This is a genomic window from Clostridium sp. 1001283B150225_161107_B6 (assembly GCF_015556325.1).
Classification (GTDB): domain Bacteria; phylum Bacillota; class Clostridia; order Lachnospirales; family Lachnospiraceae; genus Enterocloster.
This window is the reverse complement of record NZ_JADNMD010000002.1, coordinates 565,217-586,450: the sequence shown is the minus strand read 5'-3', so window position 1 is coordinate 586,450 and position 21,234 is coordinate 565,217. Positions and strand designations below refer to the sequence as shown.

Genomic DNA, 21,234 nt, shown 5'->3' with positions numbered 1-21,234 from the left:
AGGTATCCTCCTAATAAAATAAATCTATAATGGCCGTTGTGGTGGCCGGAACATAAGTAATCAGCAACAGAACTGCCAGCATCAATGCAAAATAAGGTATGGACTCCTTCAGGAAATCCTTAATCTTGCATTTCGTAACGCCGCAGGTCACAAACATAATGGTTCCCATGGGCGGTGAGATAGCGCCTATGGCCATGTTGAAAATAAATACAAATGCAAACTGGATATCATTGATTCCATATGCCCTTGCAATGGGAATCAGCAGGGGCACCAATACGATGGTAGCTGCATTTCCCTCAATGAACATTCCCACAATCAGAAGGAACACATTTACGGCAATCAGGAAAATATACTTGTTCCCAATGGTGTTAACCATGGCGCTTGTCAGTGCCTGGGGAATCTGTTCTTTTGTGAGAATCCATGCCAGGGCAGAGGCCGCTCCTACAATCAGCATAACGGAACCGGTTGTCACCAGTGTCTCCTTCAGGGCCACCACCATGTTGCGCCTGTTCAGTTTCCCATAGATAAAGCCCAGGATAATGGAGTAAACAACCGCAACAGCCCCTGCCTCTGTGGGCGTGAATATTCCCAGCCTGATACCTCCGATGATGATGACAGGAAGACAGAGGGGCAGGACTGCTCTCTTAAGACTGGCCCCCAATGCCTGGCTCCTTCCGCCCTTTTTATAGGATGCCTCCGGCTTATAGCCCCGCTTCTTTGCAATAACCGCTGTCAACAGCATCATGGCAGCGCACAGGACAATCCCCACCACCAGACCGGACATAAACAGCTGTCCGATTGATACGTTTCCTATGGAACCGTATAAAATCATACCGATGCCTGGCGGAATCAAGGGAGTGATGGATGATGAGAAGGCGGTGACCACAGATGAGAACTCATTGCTCATTCCCTTCTGGCGCATTTCCGGCACCAGCATCTTGGCTTCCATGGCTGCATCTGCAAGGCTGGACCCGGACAGACCGCCCATCAGAGTGGACAAAAGGATATTGACCTGGGCCAGTCCTCCCCACATGTCAGCGGTAAGCACATTACAAAAATCCATGATGCGCTGGGTCACGCCTGCGTAGTTCATCAGTACTCCAGAGTAAACAAAGAACGGTACGGCTAAAAGCGGCACGCTCTGCATACCCGACAGGGTTCTCTGGACAATCAGATGAGTGGATACTGCCGGTTCCGCAAAAAAGTACACGCCGGCGCCTGCAATAATGGATATAAATACAGGTACTTTTAAAAACAGACAGGCCAATGTAATGACCAAAGCAATCACAATAAGCTGGCTACTCATAGGAAATCACCTCCTCATCCTCCGTGCCAAAGACAGCTGTCACCACATAATTCACACACATTAGCAGACAGCCGATGGGTACTGCCGAATCAATGAACCAATAGGGAATCTTCAGTATGTTAGTGGTCTTTTCCACACCTGCATGGAGCATGGCCAGAGACAGCCCATTGTAAGCCAGAAACAGAAGGGTTCCCACAACCACTGCATGAATCAGGTATCCAACGGCTTTCTGCGCCGGTTCCGGCATTGCATCCACTAATATCTCTATGGCAACATGGCCCGACGTCCTGAACGCGGCGCTGCCCGCATAAAAGGCAATCCAGGTTATGAGGGCTTTCTGTACTTCCTCCAGCCAGGTAAATGGATTGTGGGCAACGTAGCGCATGACAACGCCCATGACAGTCAGAAGCACAAGTCCTGCCAGGCAGACGCCGGAAACCACAAAATCAATGTTCTTAATTTTATTCCACACTGTCATCTTCCTCCTCCTCTGCCAGAATCGCCTTTACCGTGTCATAAAGCCCGGGGGTCCAGTTCTTAAACTCGTCATAGGTATAATATACCTCTGCCGCCTTCCTGAATTCATCCACATCCGCCTCTGAAAACTGCACGCCTGCTTGTTCCAGTCTCAGACGCGCGTCCTCTTCCGCCTTCACCATCAGCTGGTTCTGATACTCCCCTGCCTTCTCAGCCGTCCTTTGAAGGATATCCTGCTGCTCCGGCGTCAGGCTGTTCCAGAAATCAAGACCGCACACCATAGATGTCATATCCAGGATATGGCCGTCCAGTAAGACATACTTGGCCACTTCCTGCCACCCTCCGTTGACAATAGTGGGCAGTGGGTTCTCTAGTCCGTCAATGGTTCCCTGCTGCAGGGCCGGATAGACCTCGTTCATGGATAAAGGCGTTGGATTGGCCCCGATTGCCTCAAATGTTTTAACATAAGGCACACTGTCGGGTACGCGTATCTTCATGCCCTTTAAGTCCCCCGGATGCTGTACCGGATGTTTTGTCAAGGTATGCCTTGTCCCGTACTTCCAGTTCCTGGCTATAACCTTATACCCCTTTTCCTCCAGCTGCTTTTCCAGATTCAGATACCAGCTGCTGTCCATCAGATGTTCCATCTCATCCCAGGACGCGCACAGATAGGGGGCCTGGACAATGCCAAAGTCCGCTATCCCCAAATCCGAGAAAAAAGGCGCGCTTCCCGGGGCAATCACAGCATCCCCTGCAATCATCTGGTCGAACAGGTCGGTCTTAGACCCCAGCTGGTCGGAGGGATAATGCGTCATGACCATGGTTCCCCCGCTCTCCTCTTCCAGAATCTCAGCCCAATAATCAGCGGCCTCTGCAAACGGTTCACCCGGATTATTGCTCTGCCCTATGCTTATGCGGATTACCCCGCCTGTGCTGTCGCTTTTCCCCCCGCAGCCGGCTGACAGCAGCACGGCCCCTAATACAGCTGTCAATAAACAAATTTTTGCCCTCATAAAATTTCCTCTCCCTTTTAGAATCCGTGAGAAGTAGCTCCTCCGTCAACCGTAAAATCATGTCCTGTCAGATACGTAGATGCGCCGGATAAAAGAAACAGCATCATGTATCCGATTTCCACCGGCCTGCCGAACCTTGGCAGCATGGGCTTGCTTAAGGCAGCTGCCTTTCGGTCCGGGTTCTGTTCAAACATATCCTCGTTCAGCTTGGTCAGGAACCAGCCGGGAGCAACACTGTTCACCAGGATGTTGTCATTCTTCCATTCCTCAGCCAGTCCCCTGGTCAGTCCCAGAATCCCCGCCTTTGTCATATCATAGGGCAGCACGCCTGTAAAGCCCATGTAGGCTGCCATGGATGAAATTGAAACAATCCGCCCGATGTATTCTGATTCCTTCAGGTACGGATAACAGATTTTCGCTATCATAAGAGGCGTCTTCAGGTTGATTTCCATGATTTTGTCCAGGCGTTCCTCCGGAAATTCTTCTGCCCTGCATTTGAAGGTTATGCCTGCATTGTTAATCAGGAAATCCAGATGTCCTTCCTTTGCCGCGATTTCTTCCACTGCTTTCTGTACCTGTTCATACTCTGTCACGTCGCAGACAATATCCGTCATATGCCCTTTCCGGATGGCCTCCTCGTCTGAATGGGGCGCAAGGTCTAAATTGTAAACCGTTGCCCCTGCATCTGTCAGCACCTTTGCCTGTCCCAGGCCCAGCCCCCTGCTGGCTCCTGTGATAATACCCACATGCCCTGTCAGGTCAAACAGACCTGCAACATATTCCCGTGATGTCATTTATATTTCCCTCCTAAAATGTAATTACTACTTTGCATGCCCCGCTGTTCTTATCCATGGCTGTCTCAAATGCCTTCTGTACCTCATCCGCCGTGAATACATGGGTCACTAACTGATTGATTCTGTTCCTGCGCCCGGGAAGGCTGTCCACCACCTCTTTAAATTTGCTGTTCTGGTTCCGTGTGCCGGCAATGACCAGCTCGTTCTTATTGACCAGACGGAAATTGATGGGGATGGGTTCCGGGGCAAATGTAAGGGGCACCAGGCGGCCGTGGGGACTCAGAAGCTCCACGGAAAGGCTGGTAAGAGCCGGGATACCGCTGGTCTCAAACACCACATTCACACCTTCCCCTTTCGTGATATCCATAATGGACTTCCTTAAATCCTGCCTGCCCGGATTAATGGTATAGGCTGCCCCGAACTTACCGGCCAGGTCCAGCCTGGACTGGTTCACCTCGCTGACAATGACAGTGGCGCCAAGGCTTTCCGCAATATCGCAGATAATCATGCCAATGGGACCAGCCCCATGGATAAGGACCAGGTCGCCGGCCATGGTTCCCGCCTGGGCATTGGCTTGAGCCCCAATGGTGTATGGTTCGGCTGTGGCTGCCTGTACAGGTGTCAGTACAGGGTCATAGGGATGCAGCTGTTTCCGCTCCACCACCATATATTCTTCCATGACCCCGTCCACATGGACACCTGCCACCACAATATCCGGGCAGCAGTTATAGTGTCCGTGACGGCAGGCATAACAGGTATCACACCCATGGATGGGTTCAATGACAACCGGGTCCCCTGCCTTCAAATCAGTCACATCCGCTCCCGCCGCCTCCACGACGCCGCATCCCTCATGCCCGATGACACGGGGATAGGTGGCATATGCATGGGTGCCGTGCAGGATATGTATGTCGCTCCCGCAGATTCCGGCTGCCGTGATTCTCACCAGAACCTGTGTGGTGCCTGTAATCTGCGGCATTTCTTTGTCAACTATCTCCATTTTACCAGGTTCCGACACATAAATCGCCTTCATTTATTTTACCTCCTCCAGGGCCTCTTCCTTAAATGCAAAGCCCCATCCGGCGCCCTCCCTCGGGTACGCAAAGCCGTTCTCAATCTTCATGGTATTGTCAATGATACCGTCAATCCAGTCAAAGGATTCAGCCCCGTATGGCGTCTTGATGGTACAGAGAAGGGGAACGTCATAATCCTTATAATAATGGGGCAGTACAGGGAGATGGTACGCCTCTGCCAATGCTGCGGAATCCCTCCAGCTCTCCACACCTCCCAGACGGACAATATCCGGCTGCCAAAGGTCCAGCGCATTTCTGGAAATCAGATTTTTAAGGGCCTCGCAGTCATATTCACGCTCTCCCATGGCCAGGGCAATGCCGCATTTATTCCTCAGCAGCTCATAACCGGCAAAATCAGTATGGGGTACCGGCTCCTCAAACCACTGAAGTCCAATGACCTTGGCCTGTTCGGAAAGCTTCAGCGCATCTACCACATCCATGCCCTGGTTGGCATCCATCATGATTTTCACACTGTTTCCCAGGCGCTCCCGGCAGATAGACAAACGGTGCATGTCGCGTTCAATGCCCTCCGGATGTCCCACCTTTATCTTAACCGCAGTAAATCCCCTGGCCTTATAGTCCAGTACCTCCTCCAGCAATTCCTCATCCGTATAGGAAATCCATCCGCCGCTTCCGTACACCGGAATCCTGGTCTGGTTCACACCCAGCATTTTCCATACCGGCATGGCGCAGGTATGTCCCCAGGCATCCCACATGGCAATGTTGAGGGCCGCTACGGCGCATGTATTCAGTCCCGTATTGCCGAAATATTCCGCCTCCCTGTCCCAATCCTTCTTTACCTTAACCGTCTCATAGACCTGATAGCAATTGGACCTGACAAATTCACACATATCCTTCAGGGCGCCCTCAATTGCATTGGGTGAATAGTGGAAGGACAGCAGGTACCCCTGACCCTTTACCCCTGACTCCGTGGTAACTTCCACTACATAGAAGGCGATTTTGCTGATAGTATGGGTGGAGTCTGCAATGGGTTTGCTTATCTTGGAAACTGCCCTAAAAAACCTTACATCCTTTATTGTGTTCTTCATAATCTGCTCCTTTTCTTGTTATATATTTTTTATATGCATCTGATATATCAGATGTTTTTTTTACTACGGAGCCATGCCGGCCTCACATGGCTCCGTAAGTAATTTTCTTGGATTCAGTAATATGGCGTGTGGTTGCCTCCCGAATCGCATCCGAGTCCCCGCTCAGCAGCGCATCAATGATTTCAATATGCTCCTGAACGGAATTATCATAACCTGACCTGGGATTGGAGGCTTTCCAGCGGATTCTCTGGTTATGATTGTATACGTTCCTCATCTCATTCTGGATAAAACGGTTCCTGCAGTTTGCCAGAAGGGTGGAATGAAGTTCCAGGTCCAGATTGATGTAATACACCCTTAACTCCCTGTCCGTCAGGCTCTCCGGCGGGTTCGCCAGACGCTCCCGCAAATCCTTTAACCATGACCTGCTGACACTGTGGCTTGCCTCCTCGGCAATGAATGGCTCCAGCAGCAGCCGCACCTGGTAAATTTCCTCCACCAAATCACGGCTGACTTCCGCCACAATGGTTCCTTTACGGGGATAGAGATACACAAACCCATCCTTTTCAAGCCTCAGGATGGCTTCCCTGATTGGGGTTCTGCTTATATCCAGCTCCTTTTGCAGCTGTTCCTCAGATATATCAGACATGGGCGGAATTTCCCATGTAACGATTTTGTTCTTTAAATACTCATATGCTATATCCGTCTTTCCTAATCCCATAAATTCCATCCTTGTCTGTGATATATCACTTGCATATTTAGATTATATTACAGCTATGTCTGATTAACAAGTCCTTTTCGAACATTATTGTGTAAAAAAACAAGCCATATTTTTGTGCAAAATGTACAATTCCCCTGCCTGCACAATCAGCGTCTTCCCTTTGCCTCATCCAGATAACTGTATATGGTCACCCTGGACACTCCCATAAGGGCAGCCACCTTATCAATAGCCCCCTTGACAAGGAAGATTCCCTTTTCATCCATAAACCGGACAATCTCCACGCTCTTTTTCCGGGTCATGTTCTTCACATCGGCTGTCCCGATGATTTTTAGTATCAGCTCATCAATCACAGCCATCACGTCCTGGTCCACATCCTTCTCAGCCTCAGGTTCTGCCTGTCCTGTGCATAAAAAGGATTGGAGCTGGGCCTGCATCACCTGACAGGCCGTAAGGTCGCAGTTAATGCACAGCATGCCGATTACCTCCCCGGCCTCATCCCGTATCAGGGCTGAGGATGACTTTACCTTCTTGCCGTCAGAGGATTCAAACAGATAGTTGGTTACCTTGTCATCCTTAAAATTTTTATTCAGAAGCACCTGCCGCACCAGATGGTCAAACGATTGGCCCACCTGCCTTCCGGTCACGCTGCCATTGGCAACGTGGACAACCGAGCTTTCAGGCTTGGACAAATCATGGACCACTACCTCGCAGCTGTTTCCAAAGGTTCCTGCTATCATATCAGCAACAGGAAAATATGTTTTCAATATAGAATTCATCGCTCCTCCTTCCGCCGTTGTATGCACTTGTCCAAACCGGATTCATCAATGGTCGGATTTAAGCCCTGCCCCGCACATGGATATAAGCGAGTCCTTTGCCGGCCCGTATAACTCACAGTATCTGCAATACGCTGCATAGGAAGCGGCTGTTGTATGTTCACAGTAAATGCCCCTGGCCGCCAGAACTGACCTTGCTTCCAGAATCCGGTTCTCTGGCGCGGCAACCACCGGGATATCATATTTGTAAATGGATTCCAGGATTTCCTCACCCCTCATGGGGACGCCGATGGCAATTCCCTCTGCCAGCGTGGGCTTCACATCCACCTGCTGCACTTCCTTGCTTCTGGTCTCAACCGACTTTATAAACGGCGCGCAGTTCTCACTCTGCACAGCCACAATCCGGGGCATTCTGTCAATGATTCCCCCTTCCAGGAACTCCTCCAGCGCCTTGACCACCCCAATGAATAAGGTGCCGTTTCCCAGAGGGACAAAGAGATGCTCCGGTATCCGGTGAAGCTGCTCGTAAACCTCATAAATATAAGTTTTTGTGCCTTCATAGAAAAATGGGTTGTACACATGATTGGCATAATATTTCCCCTCTTCCCTCACTTTGGCCCGGCACACATCCGCGCAGTGGTCCCTTGTACCCGGAACAATATGGACCATTGCACCATGGGATTTTATCATGTCAATCTTCTTGGGCGATGTGCCTTCAGGCACAAATATCTCGCATCCGATGCCTGCCTTTGCACAGTAGGCCGCCACACTGTTTCCCGCATTGCCGCTGCTGTCCTGTACCACAAAATCCACACCTATGGATTTACAGTGGGCCGCCAGGACCGCGGCTCCCCTGTCCTTAAAGGATAGGGTGGGCATGAAATAATCCATCTTAAGCAGAACATCCTCAGAGAACCGGATAACCGGAGTCATGCCTTCTCCAAGGGTAATCTCCTTCCAGCTCTCATCTGACAGCGGCATGAATGCACGGTATCGGAATATTCCCCAGGTGTCCCGGTCTATCAGCTCCTGCCTGAACACCGGCGCCTTATAGTCCAGTTTCCACAGCCCTCCGCATCCGCAGGCCGGTTTTCTGGTATTTACCGTTTCCTTTTTTCCGCATTTTGAACAGATGTAGTCCATACGCCCTCCTTCTGCCGGGTCAGTCTCTATTTCCGCCTTGCAGGCTTATATCTTATGGTATCAGTACAGCTGCCTGCCTTGCGGGTTCGGTCTCCCTGTTGTTCTCATTTCATTTTTATATCATTTTATATACTATATAATGGATATGCTGTCAATATTTTTTTATGGATTCATATATTATTTTATATATTCCGTTTTTATCCCGGACTATGCGGCATCTAAAAAAACATAAGTAAAATATACGGTAAAATACATAATAAAAGTCAACCCTGTTCATATCTTATTCATACATTAGTGCTATATTTAATTTATAAAGCATAATGCTTTTCATACAACTTTTCTCATACGAATTGGGCCGGCAGGAAACTGCCGGCCCATTTGTGTGCCAAACTGAATTTTCTAATTATACATCCTTAAGTTTAAAACGTTCAACCAGATATCTCAAAATCTGTGCCTGGGAAGATAACTCTTCGCTGGCAGCCGCGCTTTCCTCTGCAGTTGCGGAATTCGTCTGGACCACATCCGAAATCACCTCAATGCTCTCTGTAATCTGACGGATGGCTTCAGACTGCCCCGCCGAGTCCTCCGCAATATTATTTAAGGATTCCGTAACACGTCCCACCCCATTGACGACCTCTGACAGGGATACCGCGGTCTTATTGGCTATATCCTTTCCATTTTCCACTGTCCGCAGGGAGTTTTCTATCAAGGCAGCCGTACTCTTGGATGCAGCAGAAGATTTATTGGCCAGGCTGCGCACCTCACCGGCCACAACGGAAAAGCCCTTTCCCTGCTCACCTGCCCGTGCTGCCTCCACTGCCGCATTCAGCGCAAGAATATTGGTCTGAAATGCAATATCTTCTATGGTTCTGATGATTTTGGAGATTTCATTGGCCTCTTTATTGATTTCTGCCATTGCCTCCAGCATGTCCCCCATGCATTCACTGCTCTCCTCTGCCTTTAGCCGGACCATACGGGAATCAGCGCTGGCCTGCTGTGCATTTTTTGTGTTTCTGTCAACCTGATTTGATATCTCCATAATGGTACTGGAAAGCTCTTCTGCGGACGCTGCCTGCTGCGTGGTCCCCTGGGCCAGGGTCTGCGCCCCCATGGATACCTGTTCAGAGCCGGATGCCACCTCCGCTGCCGACTGGTTGATTTGAGACAGGGTATCGCTTAAACCGCTGTTAATTTTTTGTATGGACATCAGCAGCTGGTTCAATTCTCCTACATAACATTCTCTCTTACTGCTGTGCACATTGAAATTCCCATTGGATATTTCAGTTAAAAGATACGCCTCATCCTGAATCACATCCTGCCACATGGCCACCATGCTGCGCATGTCCTGGGCAAGCATTCCCAGTTCATCCTCCGATATATAACCAATCCGCACATCGGACAGACTGCCCTGTGCCAGACTTCGGGCAGCCTGTTCCAGTTCCTTGACCGGTCCGGTGATTCCCCGTACGATGTAGACACCGAAAACAGCACTGATTACCACGCCTGCAATTCCAAGTATGGCCATGGTAATGATTGAATTCATATACCTGGACCTCAGACCGTCCACAAGGCTTTCTCCCTTGGCATTTCCATTCTCAATCAAATGGTTCAGCTCTGTCTGCGCTTCTTTAATTGCGAAGATGTTGTTGTTCTCCATATACTCTGCTGCTTCAGCTTTTTTATTCTGCCCTGCCAGGGCCAATACCTGTTCGCGCATGGGCTCAAGCCTGGCAAGAGCTGCCTTCAGACGGACTACAATCTGGGTGTCTCCCATAAAATGGCCCTCAATCACCGGCAGCTGTTCCTTAATAGCCGAATCAGCATCCTTGGCACTGGCAATTGCCTCGTCCACGATTTCCGGATTGGTGTTTGAGATGGCACGGTATACAGACTTCTGCATCTTCTCGAAATTTGAATTAATAATATTGGCGCTGCTGTTAACCGTAAAGGGGCCGTCATAAAATGTTTCAATCTGCCTCCCCAGTCTTACTAAATCCACAATGCTCACAATACATCCTGCCAGAAGAATGGCCAGGACCAAGGAATAAGAAATAAACAGCTTTTTTCCCACCTTAAAATTTTTCATCGCACCCGGACCCCCGAATTCTTTATAGTTTCACATCAGCCCCGCCAGAAGCGTATCTGAATTCTGATATATATGTGGGCAATGTTTTACTAAAAGGATTATAGCACGATTTCTTTCCATAAACAACTGCAGATAATAAAAGCGCTGGTTCATTTTTAAAATGAATCAACGCATTTATAAACCTGTATTTTCAGACTGTTTTGTCTAATGCCGGAGTCATTGTAGTTGCATAAACTGCATTATCCGGTCCAAAGTGCTGCAGGATTACCATGGGTTCCGAAACGCTGTTGTTTACAATCTTAATTCCCTTATTCGCGCTGTTTTTACTCACAAAAAACTCATCTGCTGTCAGGTCCCCTGCGCGCATCATGTTCACTGCTTCTGCATTATATGCACCGAACAGTCCAAATCCCTGTATCACCACGCATCCATATGCGGCTTCATCCACTAAGGTGACAGTCGATTTAGGGGCAATGGAAACTTCCTTTGCAGCCAGATAATCATTTCCATAACATATCCATTTTTCCGTAAGATTCTTGTCTTTATAAGGAAGAGGGCATGGCGGTCTGAAATAATGCGCCTTAAAATCCGGGTCAAAGTTCTTATCCCAATCAACCGCATTCATGATATAATCCACTTTATTTTCCTCTTCCGGCGGGCAAATATCACTGAGATAATCCGTAGAATATACTTCCCCGCACACAACATTTTCAAATACACAATTCAAATCAGTTCCCCATTGCGGTTCGTATGTAAGCAGCGACCCAGGTGCATGCAGAACGCCTGCAGGAATATACCAGCCCGTACCGAGTTCCAGGTCATAAGCTTTTGATAAAGAAGTTATATGTGTGTCATAATCTCCGAAATGCTCTATTCTGCTGCGTATTTCCTCCTTCGTAACGTCAGGGTTAAACCCAAAATAAGTAGAGGGGCGGGCGCCTGCGTGACTGTTTAGCTGCGGCGGAAAATAGTAGCATTCGGGTTTTGCCGAACAGCCAACCCGTTCAGCTACAACGGCGCCGGGATGGAAATGGAAAAACAGGGGATTCCCATAATCAAAAAACTTTGCAAATACCGGCCAGGTCCCATACGTATCTTGAAGACTGTTTCCAATCAATTCCTCCTTTAATTCGCTTACTGCATCCGCAAACAATATCTGTTCCCCATCAAATCCAAGTACATAGCTTAATCCCTCGTCTTCTCGCTCCGGATTATGATTGCGAGCTTTATTAATGGAACAAAACCATCGTTCCATGATTGCCCCTGCCTTCATTCCGTAATAATAATAGTCATCCGGATGCAGTTTTAACCGCTTTCCAGGTGAATTGAAATTTTTTGATACAAAGGCAGGTACCATCCGGAACACTCCCTCACCTTCTTCAAATATTTTTCTTATGGCGATGTTCATTGTCCAACTCCTTTTTTTAACTGCTCCAAACCAGCCGGCCCAGATGAATCAAACACGACTTAAGTCATCGTCCTTCATACACAGATGGACTGCTCCCAATTGAAAAGTCTGCGGCAGTGCCAGTATACTGGGGTTGGGTCCCACATACTTTTTCATTGCGTCAGCCAAAGCTTCCTCAAATGTAGCCCGTGTCTTAAGTCCCATCCCCCTGGCAATTCCGGGCTCCTGGGCACCTACAATATAAATAGCAGATGTATTCATCTCTGCAATATGTCCGCAGGACATCATTGAAAATCCGTGGAATGGATGAAATGCATTACAGAACCGATATTTCCGTATATACTCCTCGCTGGTGGCAAAATATTCACCGTAACGATTCATATCCGGCAGTATATTCATATAATCATGCTGAAACATCTCATATAGTTCCCGTAAATAAGGCCAGCGCTCATCATGGAAGTAGCCGTTGCAGATTGATGAACATATAATGACACAGTTGTCCTTCATGACACGTTTGTGGCGGATTACCTGGGCGCTGATTGCCTGCATCATCTGAATGGGATTGCTTCCCATGCCGTTTCCATAATGAAAATCCAATGGCATTCCAAAGAGCATAACATCATATTTTTCCTTTGCAAACGGCACATATGTACGTTTATTGGCCATAATCCACGATTTTGGCTGCATGATAGCCGCATACCCGGAATTAATTTCAATCTGCCGGGACCATGTGTCCAACACTGCATCACAGCAGAAAAACGGATGCCCCATCTCCTGTTCCATCAGCATACCTATCTCGTCAAACTTAGTGCGCATCAGGGAATGGCCCGACACAGGCGTGAAATCAGACCGGTGCATAACATCCGGCACATGGTGAGAGGCAATACTTCTCCAGTGTGTAATGCCGGTGGCGCAATGCTTATAACCGCCGGAATATCCTCCATAGGGATTTCCCTGGGTATGCCCGATAAGGATGGGAATGTCACACTCAAATACATATCTGTTCATTAGTACACGGTCGCCGCGCGCTGTATAGCCCAAATCTGCCAGATGTTCATAGTCCTCAGAATCATGACTTGTAATCTGATGTGTATAATAGAATTCATTAAATAGCTGTTCTCCCAGGATTTTCTGCATCTCAGGCACAGTGGTACGTGGATGCAGCCCATTGGAAAACAGAAGCAGTATATCCTTTTTCTCCACACCGGCTGCATACAGTTCCTCCAATATTACCTGTATTGCCACCTTGCGGTGGGACATTGCCTGACAGCCTCCCTTCACAATGTCCGGAATAACAAACACTGCCGTATTTCCTTTATGTGCTGTTTCCGATAGCGGCTTCATACCCATTGGATTGCGGATGGATTCCCTTGTCCGTTCAATTATCTGCTCCTCTGGTATACAGGGCGGGTCCTTTACTGTGGTACCCGGGATAAATACATCTGTCTTCTCAGGTAATTCAGCGCCCATCCGTCCATTCCCATATTCAAACTCCAGCTTCATTCTGCGACCTCCCTGCAATCGTCTAAAAAACCACGGCCATATCCGGCACTTCGGGCAACATACTCCATCTTATGCTTAACTGCCTCCTTCATCGCGAGACCGCCGGCCGGCATATATTGAATGGGATTAAAAACATCTGGTTTTTCCGCAAAGAATTGCCGGAGAGCCCCTGTTACGCTAAGCCAATTGTCCATATCAGCATAAATCTTGGCCACTCCATGATGCCTGACCTCTGACACGGATTCCTCCGGAGCCATGCTGAGATACTCAACCCTTCCGCCGTACCGGTTGACGCGGTCAGTATAGGCAGCGGGCCTGGAGGCCGCTCCATGAAGAACCAGCGGAATATCCCCCACCGCTGCCTTAATTTTATCTAATAATCCGTATTCTATTTCCAGAGGCTTCCCTGTACGGAGACCACCGTGAGAGGTGCCTGCCGATACGGCCAGGGCATCGCAGCCGGTTTTTCGCACAAATTCCGCAGCCTGATACGGATTTGTATAAACACTGGCAGCCACAAAGCCATCTCCGGGAACATTTCCCAGTTCCGCTTCCACAATAGCCCCATGTATATGGGCATATTCAACTACCTGCTGTGTAATGTAAAGATTTTCATGGTACGGCAGTCCGGAACCATCAAAGGATACTGACTGGAAACCCAAGTCCACTGCGTGTCTGCATGATGTAAGGTCCGGAAGATAATCATGGTGCAGCATAATTGGTACACTGTATTGCCCGGTCACTGTTTTAACAAAAGGAACAAACTCATGGATAGGAGCAAGATTCCCATACGCTGACAATGATATCTGGGCAATCACCGGTGAATCCATTTCCTGTGCCGCCTCAAATATGGCGCGCATGGACTCCAAATCATAAAAGTTAAATGCAGGCAAAATAAAATGATTCTTCCTTGCAAATGCGTATAGTTTTCTTTGATTGGCAACTAAACCCATTTATCTTCCCCTCTCATTCCGCAAATAAATCCGGTTCCAAATCCCGCGCTTTTTGTCACATATCTCATTTTATGAGCGCAGGCTTCCTTCATGGCGCTGCTGGCCAGCGTATTATAATCAAAGGGATTAAACTGGTCGGAATGCTCTGTAAAGAACTTTCGCAATGTGTATGTATACTTCAGGAAATTATCCACATCCATATTGGCCTTAGCCACGCCATAATGCCGGCTTTTCTCAATCGTGGTTTCCAGACACATACTCAGATATTCAACCGTGCCTCCGTAAGCATTTACCTCATCGATATACTCCTTTGGCAGTGAAGCAGCTCCATGCAGTACCAATGGCGTGGCTCCTGCCGCTCTTTTTATCTCTTTCAGAAGAGTAAAGTCCATTTCCAGGGGCCCGTTAGCACGAACTCCTCCATGCGCTGTACCGACCGCAACGGAAAGAGAATCACAGCCTGTACGTTCAATGAACTCTGCTGCTTGTTCCGGATTGGTGTATATGCTCTTGGCATTGAAAATAATATCCTCAAAACCGGGAATACTCCCCAGTTCAGCTTCCACCCATCTTCCATTGGCATGGGCATATTCCACCACTTTTTTTGTCTTTTCCACATTTTCCTCAAAGAGAAGATGAGACCCGTCAAACATGACAGACGGAAATCCCATGTCAACAGCCTCCATGCAGTCTTCTATCTTCTGCATGTGGTCATGGTTCAACAGAACCGGGGCCTCTGCATCCGCAAGATAGTCCTTTATGTATGAAACAAATTTTCCCAAAGGATGCACTTTGTTATGCATGGCCATGCAGACCTGTAAAACCACAGGTGAATCCTCCTCCTCCGCTGCCATGACAATGGCCCGCATGGATTCTATATCAAAACAATTAAATGCCGGAATGATGTATTCATGACTCACAGCATGCTGATAAAGCTCTCTCTGATTTAATACAAGTGCCATTATTCTCTCCTTATCTGATTTTTAATTTGATTCTGAATAAACAATATCGCAGGCAGATTTTATCACATCAAATCTGACATAATTTTCCACTGGCACGGGTTCTGCCAGTCTTCCGCTGTTTAGAAATGCTGTCTGGGCATTCTCATAAAAAGCTTTCAGGGAGTCGTCCTTAACATGCGTATTTACCTCCTTGCCCGGCAGCCACATACACTCCTCAGTCAACGTGAGAAATGTATCCTTGTCCCCCTGGCACTGTTTTGCAACCGCCTCTGCAATGTCCTCTATGTGCTCCGAGCGGTAGTCCGCCGCCTCCAGCAGTGCGCAGGAAATCCGTACCAGCAGCTCCGGATTCTCTTTTGCAAACTCAGATGTGCATATCTCACTGTTCATCAGCACCCTCTCATCAAGATAATCACGGTCTTCACACAGCTGGATAAAATCATCCCCCAGCTGCGCCTTAATAGTGCTGGTATAAGGCTGCGATGAGGCAGCCGCATCCACCTGACCGGATGCCATGGCTGTGACCATGCCGGAGACATCAAAATTCACTGCCTCAATATCATCCATTGTCATATCAGCCTTTGTCAGTGCAAGCACCAGCAGCTCCTCTGAGGATGTGCCCGACACATAAGCAACGGACTTTCCCCGCAAATCCTCCAGCCCGGAAATATCCCTGGTTTTATTGGCGACAATGGCGCTGGAAAGACCGATTGCATCCGGATAGAATACAACAGCGCTGCCCTCTGCGCATAGCGCATGGGCCCCGTGGCCAATCATGGCAAAATCAATGTCACCGGATGCCATTGCAGCAATTTCCGCTGTTCCATCTCCGAATTCAACCAATTCAACATCTAAACCGTACGTATCAAAAAAGCCGAATTCCTTGGCTGTCACTAACAGCGAAGCTCCGCCCATGTTCGGCATATACGCTGCCCTGAGACTGACTGTTTCATAAACAGTATCATTTCCTTCTGTATTTTCCGCGGGCTGTGATTCAGTGGTTTGGGCTGTACTGGCTGCGGGAGCAGCAGATTCTGTGCTGCCCTTTCCTCCGCAGGCCGTCATACTCAAAACAAGTACTGACATACAAACTAATCTGGCCATTTTTTTCATAAACTTGAACCTCCTTCTATTTTGACGGTTATTGTTTCATGGCTGCTGTTTCACAGCTGGGTCATTTTCGCATTGCCATGTATTCCTCATAAACCTCATCCCATATGTGGTTTTTAATTTCCATGAATTCTTTTGATATTCTCATCTTTTGGTCCCTGGGATACGGCAGGTTTACGTCCACAATTTCCCGGATTCTGCCGGGACGGGCGCTCATGATGATGATTCTCTGAGCCAGTGCAACTGCCTCCTCCACATCATGGGTAATAAAAAATACAGTTCTCTTTTCCTGACTCCATGTATGGGTAAGCTCACTCTGCAGCTGCGTCTTAGTCTGGGCATCCAGGGCTCCGAATGGCTCGTCCATAAGAAGTACCTGGGGTTTTACCGCGTAAGCCCGGGCTATGGCGACCCTTTGTTTCATTCCCCCTGACAGTTCCTTTGGATAAGAATCCTCAAACTGTTTCAAGTCTACCATCTCAATATACCGGGATGCCTCTGCCGAAGCTTCCTTTCTGCCCATCCCCTGGAGCTTAAGACCGTATTCAACATTTTTCTTTACTGTCAGCCACGGAAACAGCGCATACTGCTGAAAGACAACGCCCCGCTCGGCTCCCGGGCCCTTCACTTCTTTTCCATTTACATATACCTTACCGGAAGTAGGTGCAGACAAGCCTGCGATAAGATTCAGCAGTGTGGATTTACCGCATCCCGACGGACCCACTACGCAGACGAATTCATCCTCTGCAATTTCCAGGTTCACCCCATTTAGGGCAACCACCTCACCTCCACGGGTATCAAAGGTTTTGACAACCGAATCAATCTTTACTTTTGCTGTCCCTGTGTCTCCTGCCATCCGGTCAGCCTCCTTTCCAGGAAATATACTATCCTCTCAAATATGATGCCAATCACACCGATAACCAGGATTCCCAACAGCATAGTCTCCCTGTCATAATAGGATTGGGCTTTTTGTATCATCATGCCAAGTCCTCTGGAAGCCCCTGTAAGTTCAGCAGCAATCAGGGTTGTCAGGGATGAGGATAAGCCCAGTCTTGCGGCCACAAGTATGAACGGGGTGGATGCCGGTATGACCACGGTGAGAAAAATATCCTTACTGCTTGCCCCAAGCACCCTTGCCGCCTTTATCAATGTCACGTCCACATTACAGACACCTTGATATATCGTTACAACCGATACCAGGAAACTAGCAATGACTATCACAATGATTTTAGCTTTTTCCCCCACTCCTGCTCCTAGAATCACAAGGGGTATATAGGCCAGCGGCGGAATGTTTCTTATAAACTGTACCCATGGAGCAAACAGATTTCTGACCGGACCATACCATCCCATAAGGAATGCAACTGGGATAGAACATGTAAATCCAATGGTAAATCCCACAATGACGCGGAACAGGCTGCTTCCCACGTGAGGCCATAACGTGCCGTCCGCTATTTTTTCAATCAGTTTTCTGAATACTGCCGCTGGTCTTGCCATTACAATACTACCCCCCGAAGTCATTGCCACAGCCTGCCAGACCAGCAGGAACAGTGTGACTGATACAGCGCACCATATCAGTTTTGAACTATCCTTCTTTTTCATAGGCTCCTTCCTTCTCCGTTGATTTTTGTAATATTTGTTGAAATTAGTGCACTTTTTTGTTGAAATTTATTACATTTTTAGTATATCACTTTACTTTTCATTTGTGTAGAGATATAATTATTATACTAAACATACTGTTTTTCATATGTTATTTGTCACATGTTGTTTATTTCATGTTGTCCGTCTTATATTATTAATCTCAATTGGTGGTGTGTGAAATGACATTGAAGCATTTAAAGATTTTTCTGACTGTCTGCCGTGAGAACTCCATTACCAAGGCAGCCCAAAAACTATATACATCGCAGCCCGCAGTCAGTCTGGCCATCCGTGAAATGGAAGATTATTATGGTGTGAAGTTATTTGACCGCATATCACACCGCTTATATCTGACTGCCCCCGGCTGTGTCATGCGGGATTATGCGGACAGTATTCTTCATCAGTTTGAAGAGATGGAGCAGGTCATACTACAGCAGACGGCCCGTGAAACGTTAAAAATAGGGAACAGTGTTGGCAGTATTCTGTTTACAACACTTATGAAAGGATTTGAGGAGACATTTCCAAACATACAGCCCAATGTAATTACAGACCACACCTCTACTGTTATCAGACTGGTCATCAACAATGAATTTGATATTGGAACCATAGAGGGCATCACCACCTTTCCGGAATTAGAATGCGTACCGTTTGCCCAGGACAACATGGTCATCATCGCAGCGCCCTCCCATTCATTAAAAAATCAAAAAAACCTGCACCTGTCTGATTTGATTGACGAACGTTTTTTACTGCGGGAGCAATTCAGCGGCGCCCGCATGGTGGTAGATAATGTGTTTCAGTCACACGGACTGAACATTCAGCCTTATTGGGAAAGCTCTGCATCCCAGGTCATTATTGACGCGGTCTGCATCGGTATCGGCATATCGGTACTTCCCTATTCCCTTGTCTCCTCCTATATCAATGCCGGTACACTGATAATGCTGGATATCTGCGATGCGAAATTTGAACGGCCATTTTCAATCATCTACAGAAGGAATAAGTACCAGACGCATGCATTTAAAGCATTTTATGCATACTTTCTATCTGAAGCAGAAAGAGCAGAGAAATTATCTTACTCCCTCTATTCGCCAGTCTGAACCGGCGAAAACCATAAGAATAATTTTTAAGCAAATGAAAGAAGGGCTCCTGAATAGTCACATCTATTCAGTGCCCTTCTATTCCCTCATTGTAATTAAATCCAGAGAATCAAATCAACCCCCAATTCCCCTGGCAAGCAGTCAAAATCAAAGCGCAGTCCCTTTTTTTGGCATAAACAGGCCCTCCATATCCACCCCTTCATGCTTCAGCAGCCATATTTTTTTATCGATGCCTCCAGCATACCCGGTCAGGCTGCCGGTGGTGCCAACCACCCTGTGGCACGGTATAATGATGGAAATGGGATTATGGCCCACTGCTCCGCCCACTGCCTGTGCAGACATGGTTTCCCTGTTCATTTTCTCTGCCATCTTCCTTGCAATGCCGCCGTATGTAGCCAGCTGACCATAGGGAATCTGACATAACATTTCCCATACGCCCTGCCGGAACGCTCCGCCTATGGGAGCCAGCCGCAGTTCCGATGCGCAGGGCCTCTTACCTGCAAAATAACGGTCCAGCCAATCCTCTGTATGTTTAAATATATCCAGTCCCCTGTCCTCCGTCATCTCTTCTTTTACCGTACCGGCAAAATATTTCTGGCCTTCCAGCCACAACCCAATCAGGTTTTCTCCGTCCGCAGCCAGCTTAATCCGGCCAACCGGCGATGCGTAATCTGTTGTATAGTACATATTATACCCCCTCTGTTCTCCCTGCCTGTCCAGGAAGGGCTTACTCCCCGTTTACTCCGCAATATGCATGGTGAGAGGCATCATCAGATGTCTAATCATCAGCTTGTATGCCATGTCCCCGTCCCCTGATTTCAGGCAGGAAAAAAACTCCCGGTGTTCCTTAAGCGTATCCTCTGTCCTCCCCGGCACGGACAAGGCGCCCTTTGTGGTGAGATGGATAAGATACATCAGACGCTGGAACATCTGCCGGAACTCACGGTTATCCACATAATTTACCAGCGCCAGATGGAACTGGTGGTCATACTCTATGAACTGTTCCAGGCCCGCGCTGCTGCAGCTTCCGCTCTCCAGATTCTCCCGGCTGGGTCCGTTCCTGCTGCCAAGGGCCTTTTCCTGTTTATCCAGCAGCCGCTCCAGGGTCACCAGCAGTTTCTGTCCCTTCTTTGTATTGGTCTGCGAAGCCGCCATATGGATGCAGAACCCTTCGATTGCACAGCGAATCTGGATGCTCTCCTCCATGTCCTGCTCATTGAGCTTTCTCAGCATGAAACCCTTGCTGGGCACCACCGTAATATAGCCGTCCTGGCTCAGACACTGGATAGCCTCCCGCATGGGCGTTCTGGATATCCCGATTTCCGCCGACATGCGCGTCTCTGAATACAGCACATCCGGGTCCAGCCTGCCGGACAGTATCATCTCTTTCAAATAATCATATGCCTGTATCTGCAATGGACTCTTACTGACCATGACTGTCTCCTCCTCCTGCATCTGGTACACACCCTGCAGTCTTTATTTTCACGTCTGTTCCAGAGCGTGTTTTCACGTCTAATCATACCCTAAAAAAATTTACCCGTCAACAACCAGGCACCGGATAACAGGATGTCTCATAAAGGAGAAAGTACAGGGTCAGCTCTGCATTCTCCTCATCCCTGAATATAAACAGGGTTACCGGGAAGGATACGAAAAAGGCAAATCCCACAAACGCCCAAACAATATTCATAGCGTTGATTCCCTCAGGGTCAATGAAGGTTGCCATGGACGCAAGGCCGGGGCCCACAATTGTATACGCTCATACAACGGTAAATCCAATGCTGAGTCCTGAGAGCAGGGCGCCAACAACGGACAGGGCCACAAAAGAATTGACCTTCAAACGCTTGGAGGCAGAAACTGCCACCATCAGCGGCAGGAAGTATGCGGAATCAATGATTACCACATCCCCCTCCTGCACCCTTCCTTTGGCCGCCTGCTCCAAATCCTCTGCCGTAATGTGGCTGCCGGGCAAGACCATCTCTCCAAAATCCAGATACACGCCTCTTCCTAAAAAGTTGGTGAGAGGCAGCTCCGCCACACTTGGCCAGTCATCGCTGTGATGATACGGACACTCGCAGTGCGTCCCCAGATGGCTGGTCAAATCCACGATTCTTAAGTTCCCCATTTCATAAACACACATCTT

Annotated in this window: 22 protein-coding genes; 1 reads left to right on the top strand and 21 read right to left on the bottom strand. The window is 48.3% G+C overall.

Translation table 11 applies throughout. From position 1 onward, the window contains the following. Nucleotides 1–10: 10 nt before the first annotated feature. From I2H39_RS07745 to I2H39_RS07665, 17 genes are all read right to left on the bottom strand, one after another. Entirely contained in the window at nt 11–1,306 is a 1,296-nt protein-coding gene (locus I2H39_RS07745) for a TRAP transporter large permease (protein ID WP_138307797.1), read from the bottom strand. Continuing rightward, complete coding sequence (locus I2H39_RS07740; RefSeq protein WP_138307795.1) at nt 1,299–1,784, bottom strand: TRAP transporter small permease; 486 nt, start codon at nt 1,782–1,784, stop codon at nt 1,299–1,301. Before I2H39_RS07740 ends, I2H39_RS07745 begins: the two co-directional genes overlap by 8 nt. Beyond that, complete coding sequence (locus I2H39_RS07735) at nt 1,768–2,796, bottom strand: C4-dicarboxylate TRAP transporter substrate-binding protein (RefSeq protein ID WP_138307792.1); 1,029 nt, start codon at nt 2,794–2,796, stop codon at nt 1,768–1,770. The genes I2H39_RS07740 and I2H39_RS07735 overlap by 17 nt, the downstream gene beginning before the upstream one ends. 17 nt (nt 2,797–2,813) lie before the next feature. Further along, the gene (locus tag I2H39_RS07730; protein ID WP_138307789.1) at nt 2,814–3,590 is read right to left on the bottom strand and encodes an SDR family oxidoreductase; all 777 of its coding nucleotides are present in this window, start codon (nt 3,588–3,590) and stop codon (nt 2,814–2,816) included. A gap of 13 nt (nt 3,591–3,603) precedes the next feature. Beyond that, on the bottom strand, nt 3,604–4,620 hold the full coding sequence (locus I2H39_RS07725; protein ID WP_138307787.1) for an alcohol dehydrogenase catalytic domain-containing protein: 1,017 nt from the start codon (nt 4,618–4,620) through the stop codon (nt 3,604–3,606). Next, a complete protein-coding gene (locus tag I2H39_RS07720) occupies nt 4,621–5,709 on the bottom strand; it encodes a mandelate racemase/muconate lactonizing enzyme family protein (protein ID WP_195626184.1) in 1,089 nt (362 codons plus the stop codon). Between the two features lie 82 nt (nt 5,710–5,791). Then, nucleotides 5,792–6,427: a GntR family transcriptional regulator gene (locus tag I2H39_RS07715; RefSeq protein WP_195626183.1), complete on the bottom strand. Its 636-nt coding sequence runs from the start codon at nt 6,425–6,427 to the stop codon at nt 5,792–5,794. Nucleotides 6,428–6,573: 146 nt separating this feature from the next. After that, nucleotides 6,574–7,203, bottom strand: coding sequence for a PAS domain-containing protein (locus I2H39_RS07710; protein ID WP_138307782.1), 630 nt, complete (start codon nt 7,201–7,203; stop codon nt 6,574–6,576). 45 nt (nt 7,204–7,248) lie between these two features. Further along, complete coding sequence (locus tag I2H39_RS07705) at nt 7,249–8,343, bottom strand: threonine synthase (protein WP_195626182.1); 1,095 nt, start codon at nt 8,341–8,343, stop codon at nt 7,249–7,251. A gap of 403 nt (nt 8,344–8,746) precedes the next feature. After that, the gene (locus tag I2H39_RS07700) at nt 8,747–10,429 is read right to left on the bottom strand and encodes a methyl-accepting chemotaxis protein (RefSeq protein WP_138307778.1); all 1,683 of its coding nucleotides are present in this window, start codon (nt 10,427–10,429) and stop codon (nt 8,747–8,749) included. A gap of 190 nt (nt 10,430–10,619) precedes the next feature. After that, nucleotides 10,620–11,837: a hypothetical protein gene (locus I2H39_RS07695; RefSeq protein ID WP_195626181.1), complete on the bottom strand. Its 1,218-nt coding sequence runs from the start codon at nt 11,835–11,837 to the stop codon at nt 10,620–10,622. A 48-nt stretch (nt 11,838–11,885) separates the two neighbouring features. Further along, a complete protein-coding gene (locus tag I2H39_RS07690) occupies nt 11,886–13,340 on the bottom strand; it encodes a lactate racemase domain-containing protein (protein ID WP_195626180.1) in 1,455 nt (484 codons plus the stop codon). Next, complete coding sequence (locus I2H39_RS07685; RefSeq protein ID WP_195626179.1) at nt 13,337–14,293, bottom strand: class II fructose-bisphosphate aldolase; 957 nt, start codon at nt 14,291–14,293, stop codon at nt 13,337–13,339. Before I2H39_RS07685 ends, I2H39_RS07690 begins: the two co-directional genes overlap by 4 nt. Continuing rightward, entirely contained in the window at nt 14,284–15,255 is a 972-nt protein-coding gene (locus I2H39_RS07680; protein WP_195626178.1) for a class II fructose-bisphosphate aldolase, read from the bottom strand. Before I2H39_RS07680 ends, I2H39_RS07685 begins: the two co-directional genes overlap by 10 nt. Before the next feature lie 21 nt (nt 15,256–15,276). Next, nucleotides 15,277–16,368 carry an ABC transporter substrate-binding protein gene (locus I2H39_RS07675; RefSeq protein ID WP_195626177.1) on the bottom strand — a complete coding sequence of 364 codons (1,092 nt, stop codon included), beginning with the start codon at nt 16,366–16,368 and terminating at the stop codon, nt 15,277–15,279. A 61-nt stretch (nt 16,369–16,429) separates the two neighbouring features. After that, nucleotides 16,430–17,221 (bottom strand): ABC transporter ATP-binding protein, encoded by a 792-nt coding sequence (locus tag I2H39_RS07670; RefSeq protein ID WP_138307765.1) that lies wholly within the window; start codon nt 17,219–17,221, stop codon nt 16,430–16,432. Next, entirely contained in the window at nt 17,191–17,964 is a 774-nt protein-coding gene (locus tag I2H39_RS07665; RefSeq protein ID WP_138307763.1) for an ABC transporter permease, read from the bottom strand. The genes I2H39_RS07670 and I2H39_RS07665 overlap by 31 nt, the downstream gene beginning before the upstream one ends. A gap of 218 nt (nt 17,965–18,182) precedes the next feature. Here I2H39_RS07665 and I2H39_RS07660 point away from each other — a divergent pair, with 218 nt between their 5' ends. Beyond that, the gene (locus tag I2H39_RS07660) at nt 18,183–19,094 is read left to right on the top strand and encodes a LysR family transcriptional regulator (protein ID WP_138307761.1); all 912 of its coding nucleotides are present in this window, start codon (nt 18,183–18,185) and stop codon (nt 19,092–19,094) included. Between the two features lie 147 nt (nt 19,095–19,241). Here the strand turns inward: I2H39_RS07660 and I2H39_RS07655 are convergent, their stop codons facing one another. The 4 genes from I2H39_RS07655 to I2H39_RS07640 all read right to left on the bottom strand — a co-directional run bounded on the left by I2H39_RS07655 (nt 19,242) and on the right by I2H39_RS07640 (nt 21,231). After that, nucleotides 19,242–19,781, bottom strand: coding sequence for a methylated-DNA--[protein]-cysteine S-methyltransferase (locus I2H39_RS07655; protein WP_195626176.1), 540 nt, complete (start codon nt 19,779–19,781; stop codon nt 19,242–19,244). A gap of 51 nt (nt 19,782–19,832) precedes the next feature. Further along, entirely contained in the window at nt 19,833–20,528 is a 696-nt protein-coding gene (locus I2H39_RS07650) for a GntR family transcriptional regulator (protein ID WP_195626175.1), read from the bottom strand. A gap of 106 nt (nt 20,529–20,634) precedes the next feature. Further along, nucleotides 20,635–20,817 carry a hypothetical protein gene (locus tag I2H39_RS07645; RefSeq protein ID WP_171042581.1) on the bottom strand — a complete coding sequence of 61 codons (183 nt, stop codon included), beginning with the start codon at nt 20,815–20,817 and terminating at the stop codon, nt 20,635–20,637. 33 nt (nt 20,818–20,850) lie between these two features. Then, a complete protein-coding gene (locus tag I2H39_RS07640) occupies nt 20,851–21,231 on the bottom strand; it encodes a cyclase family protein (RefSeq protein ID WP_195626174.1) in 381 nt (126 codons plus the stop codon). Nucleotides 21,232–21,234 lie beyond the last annotated feature (3 nt).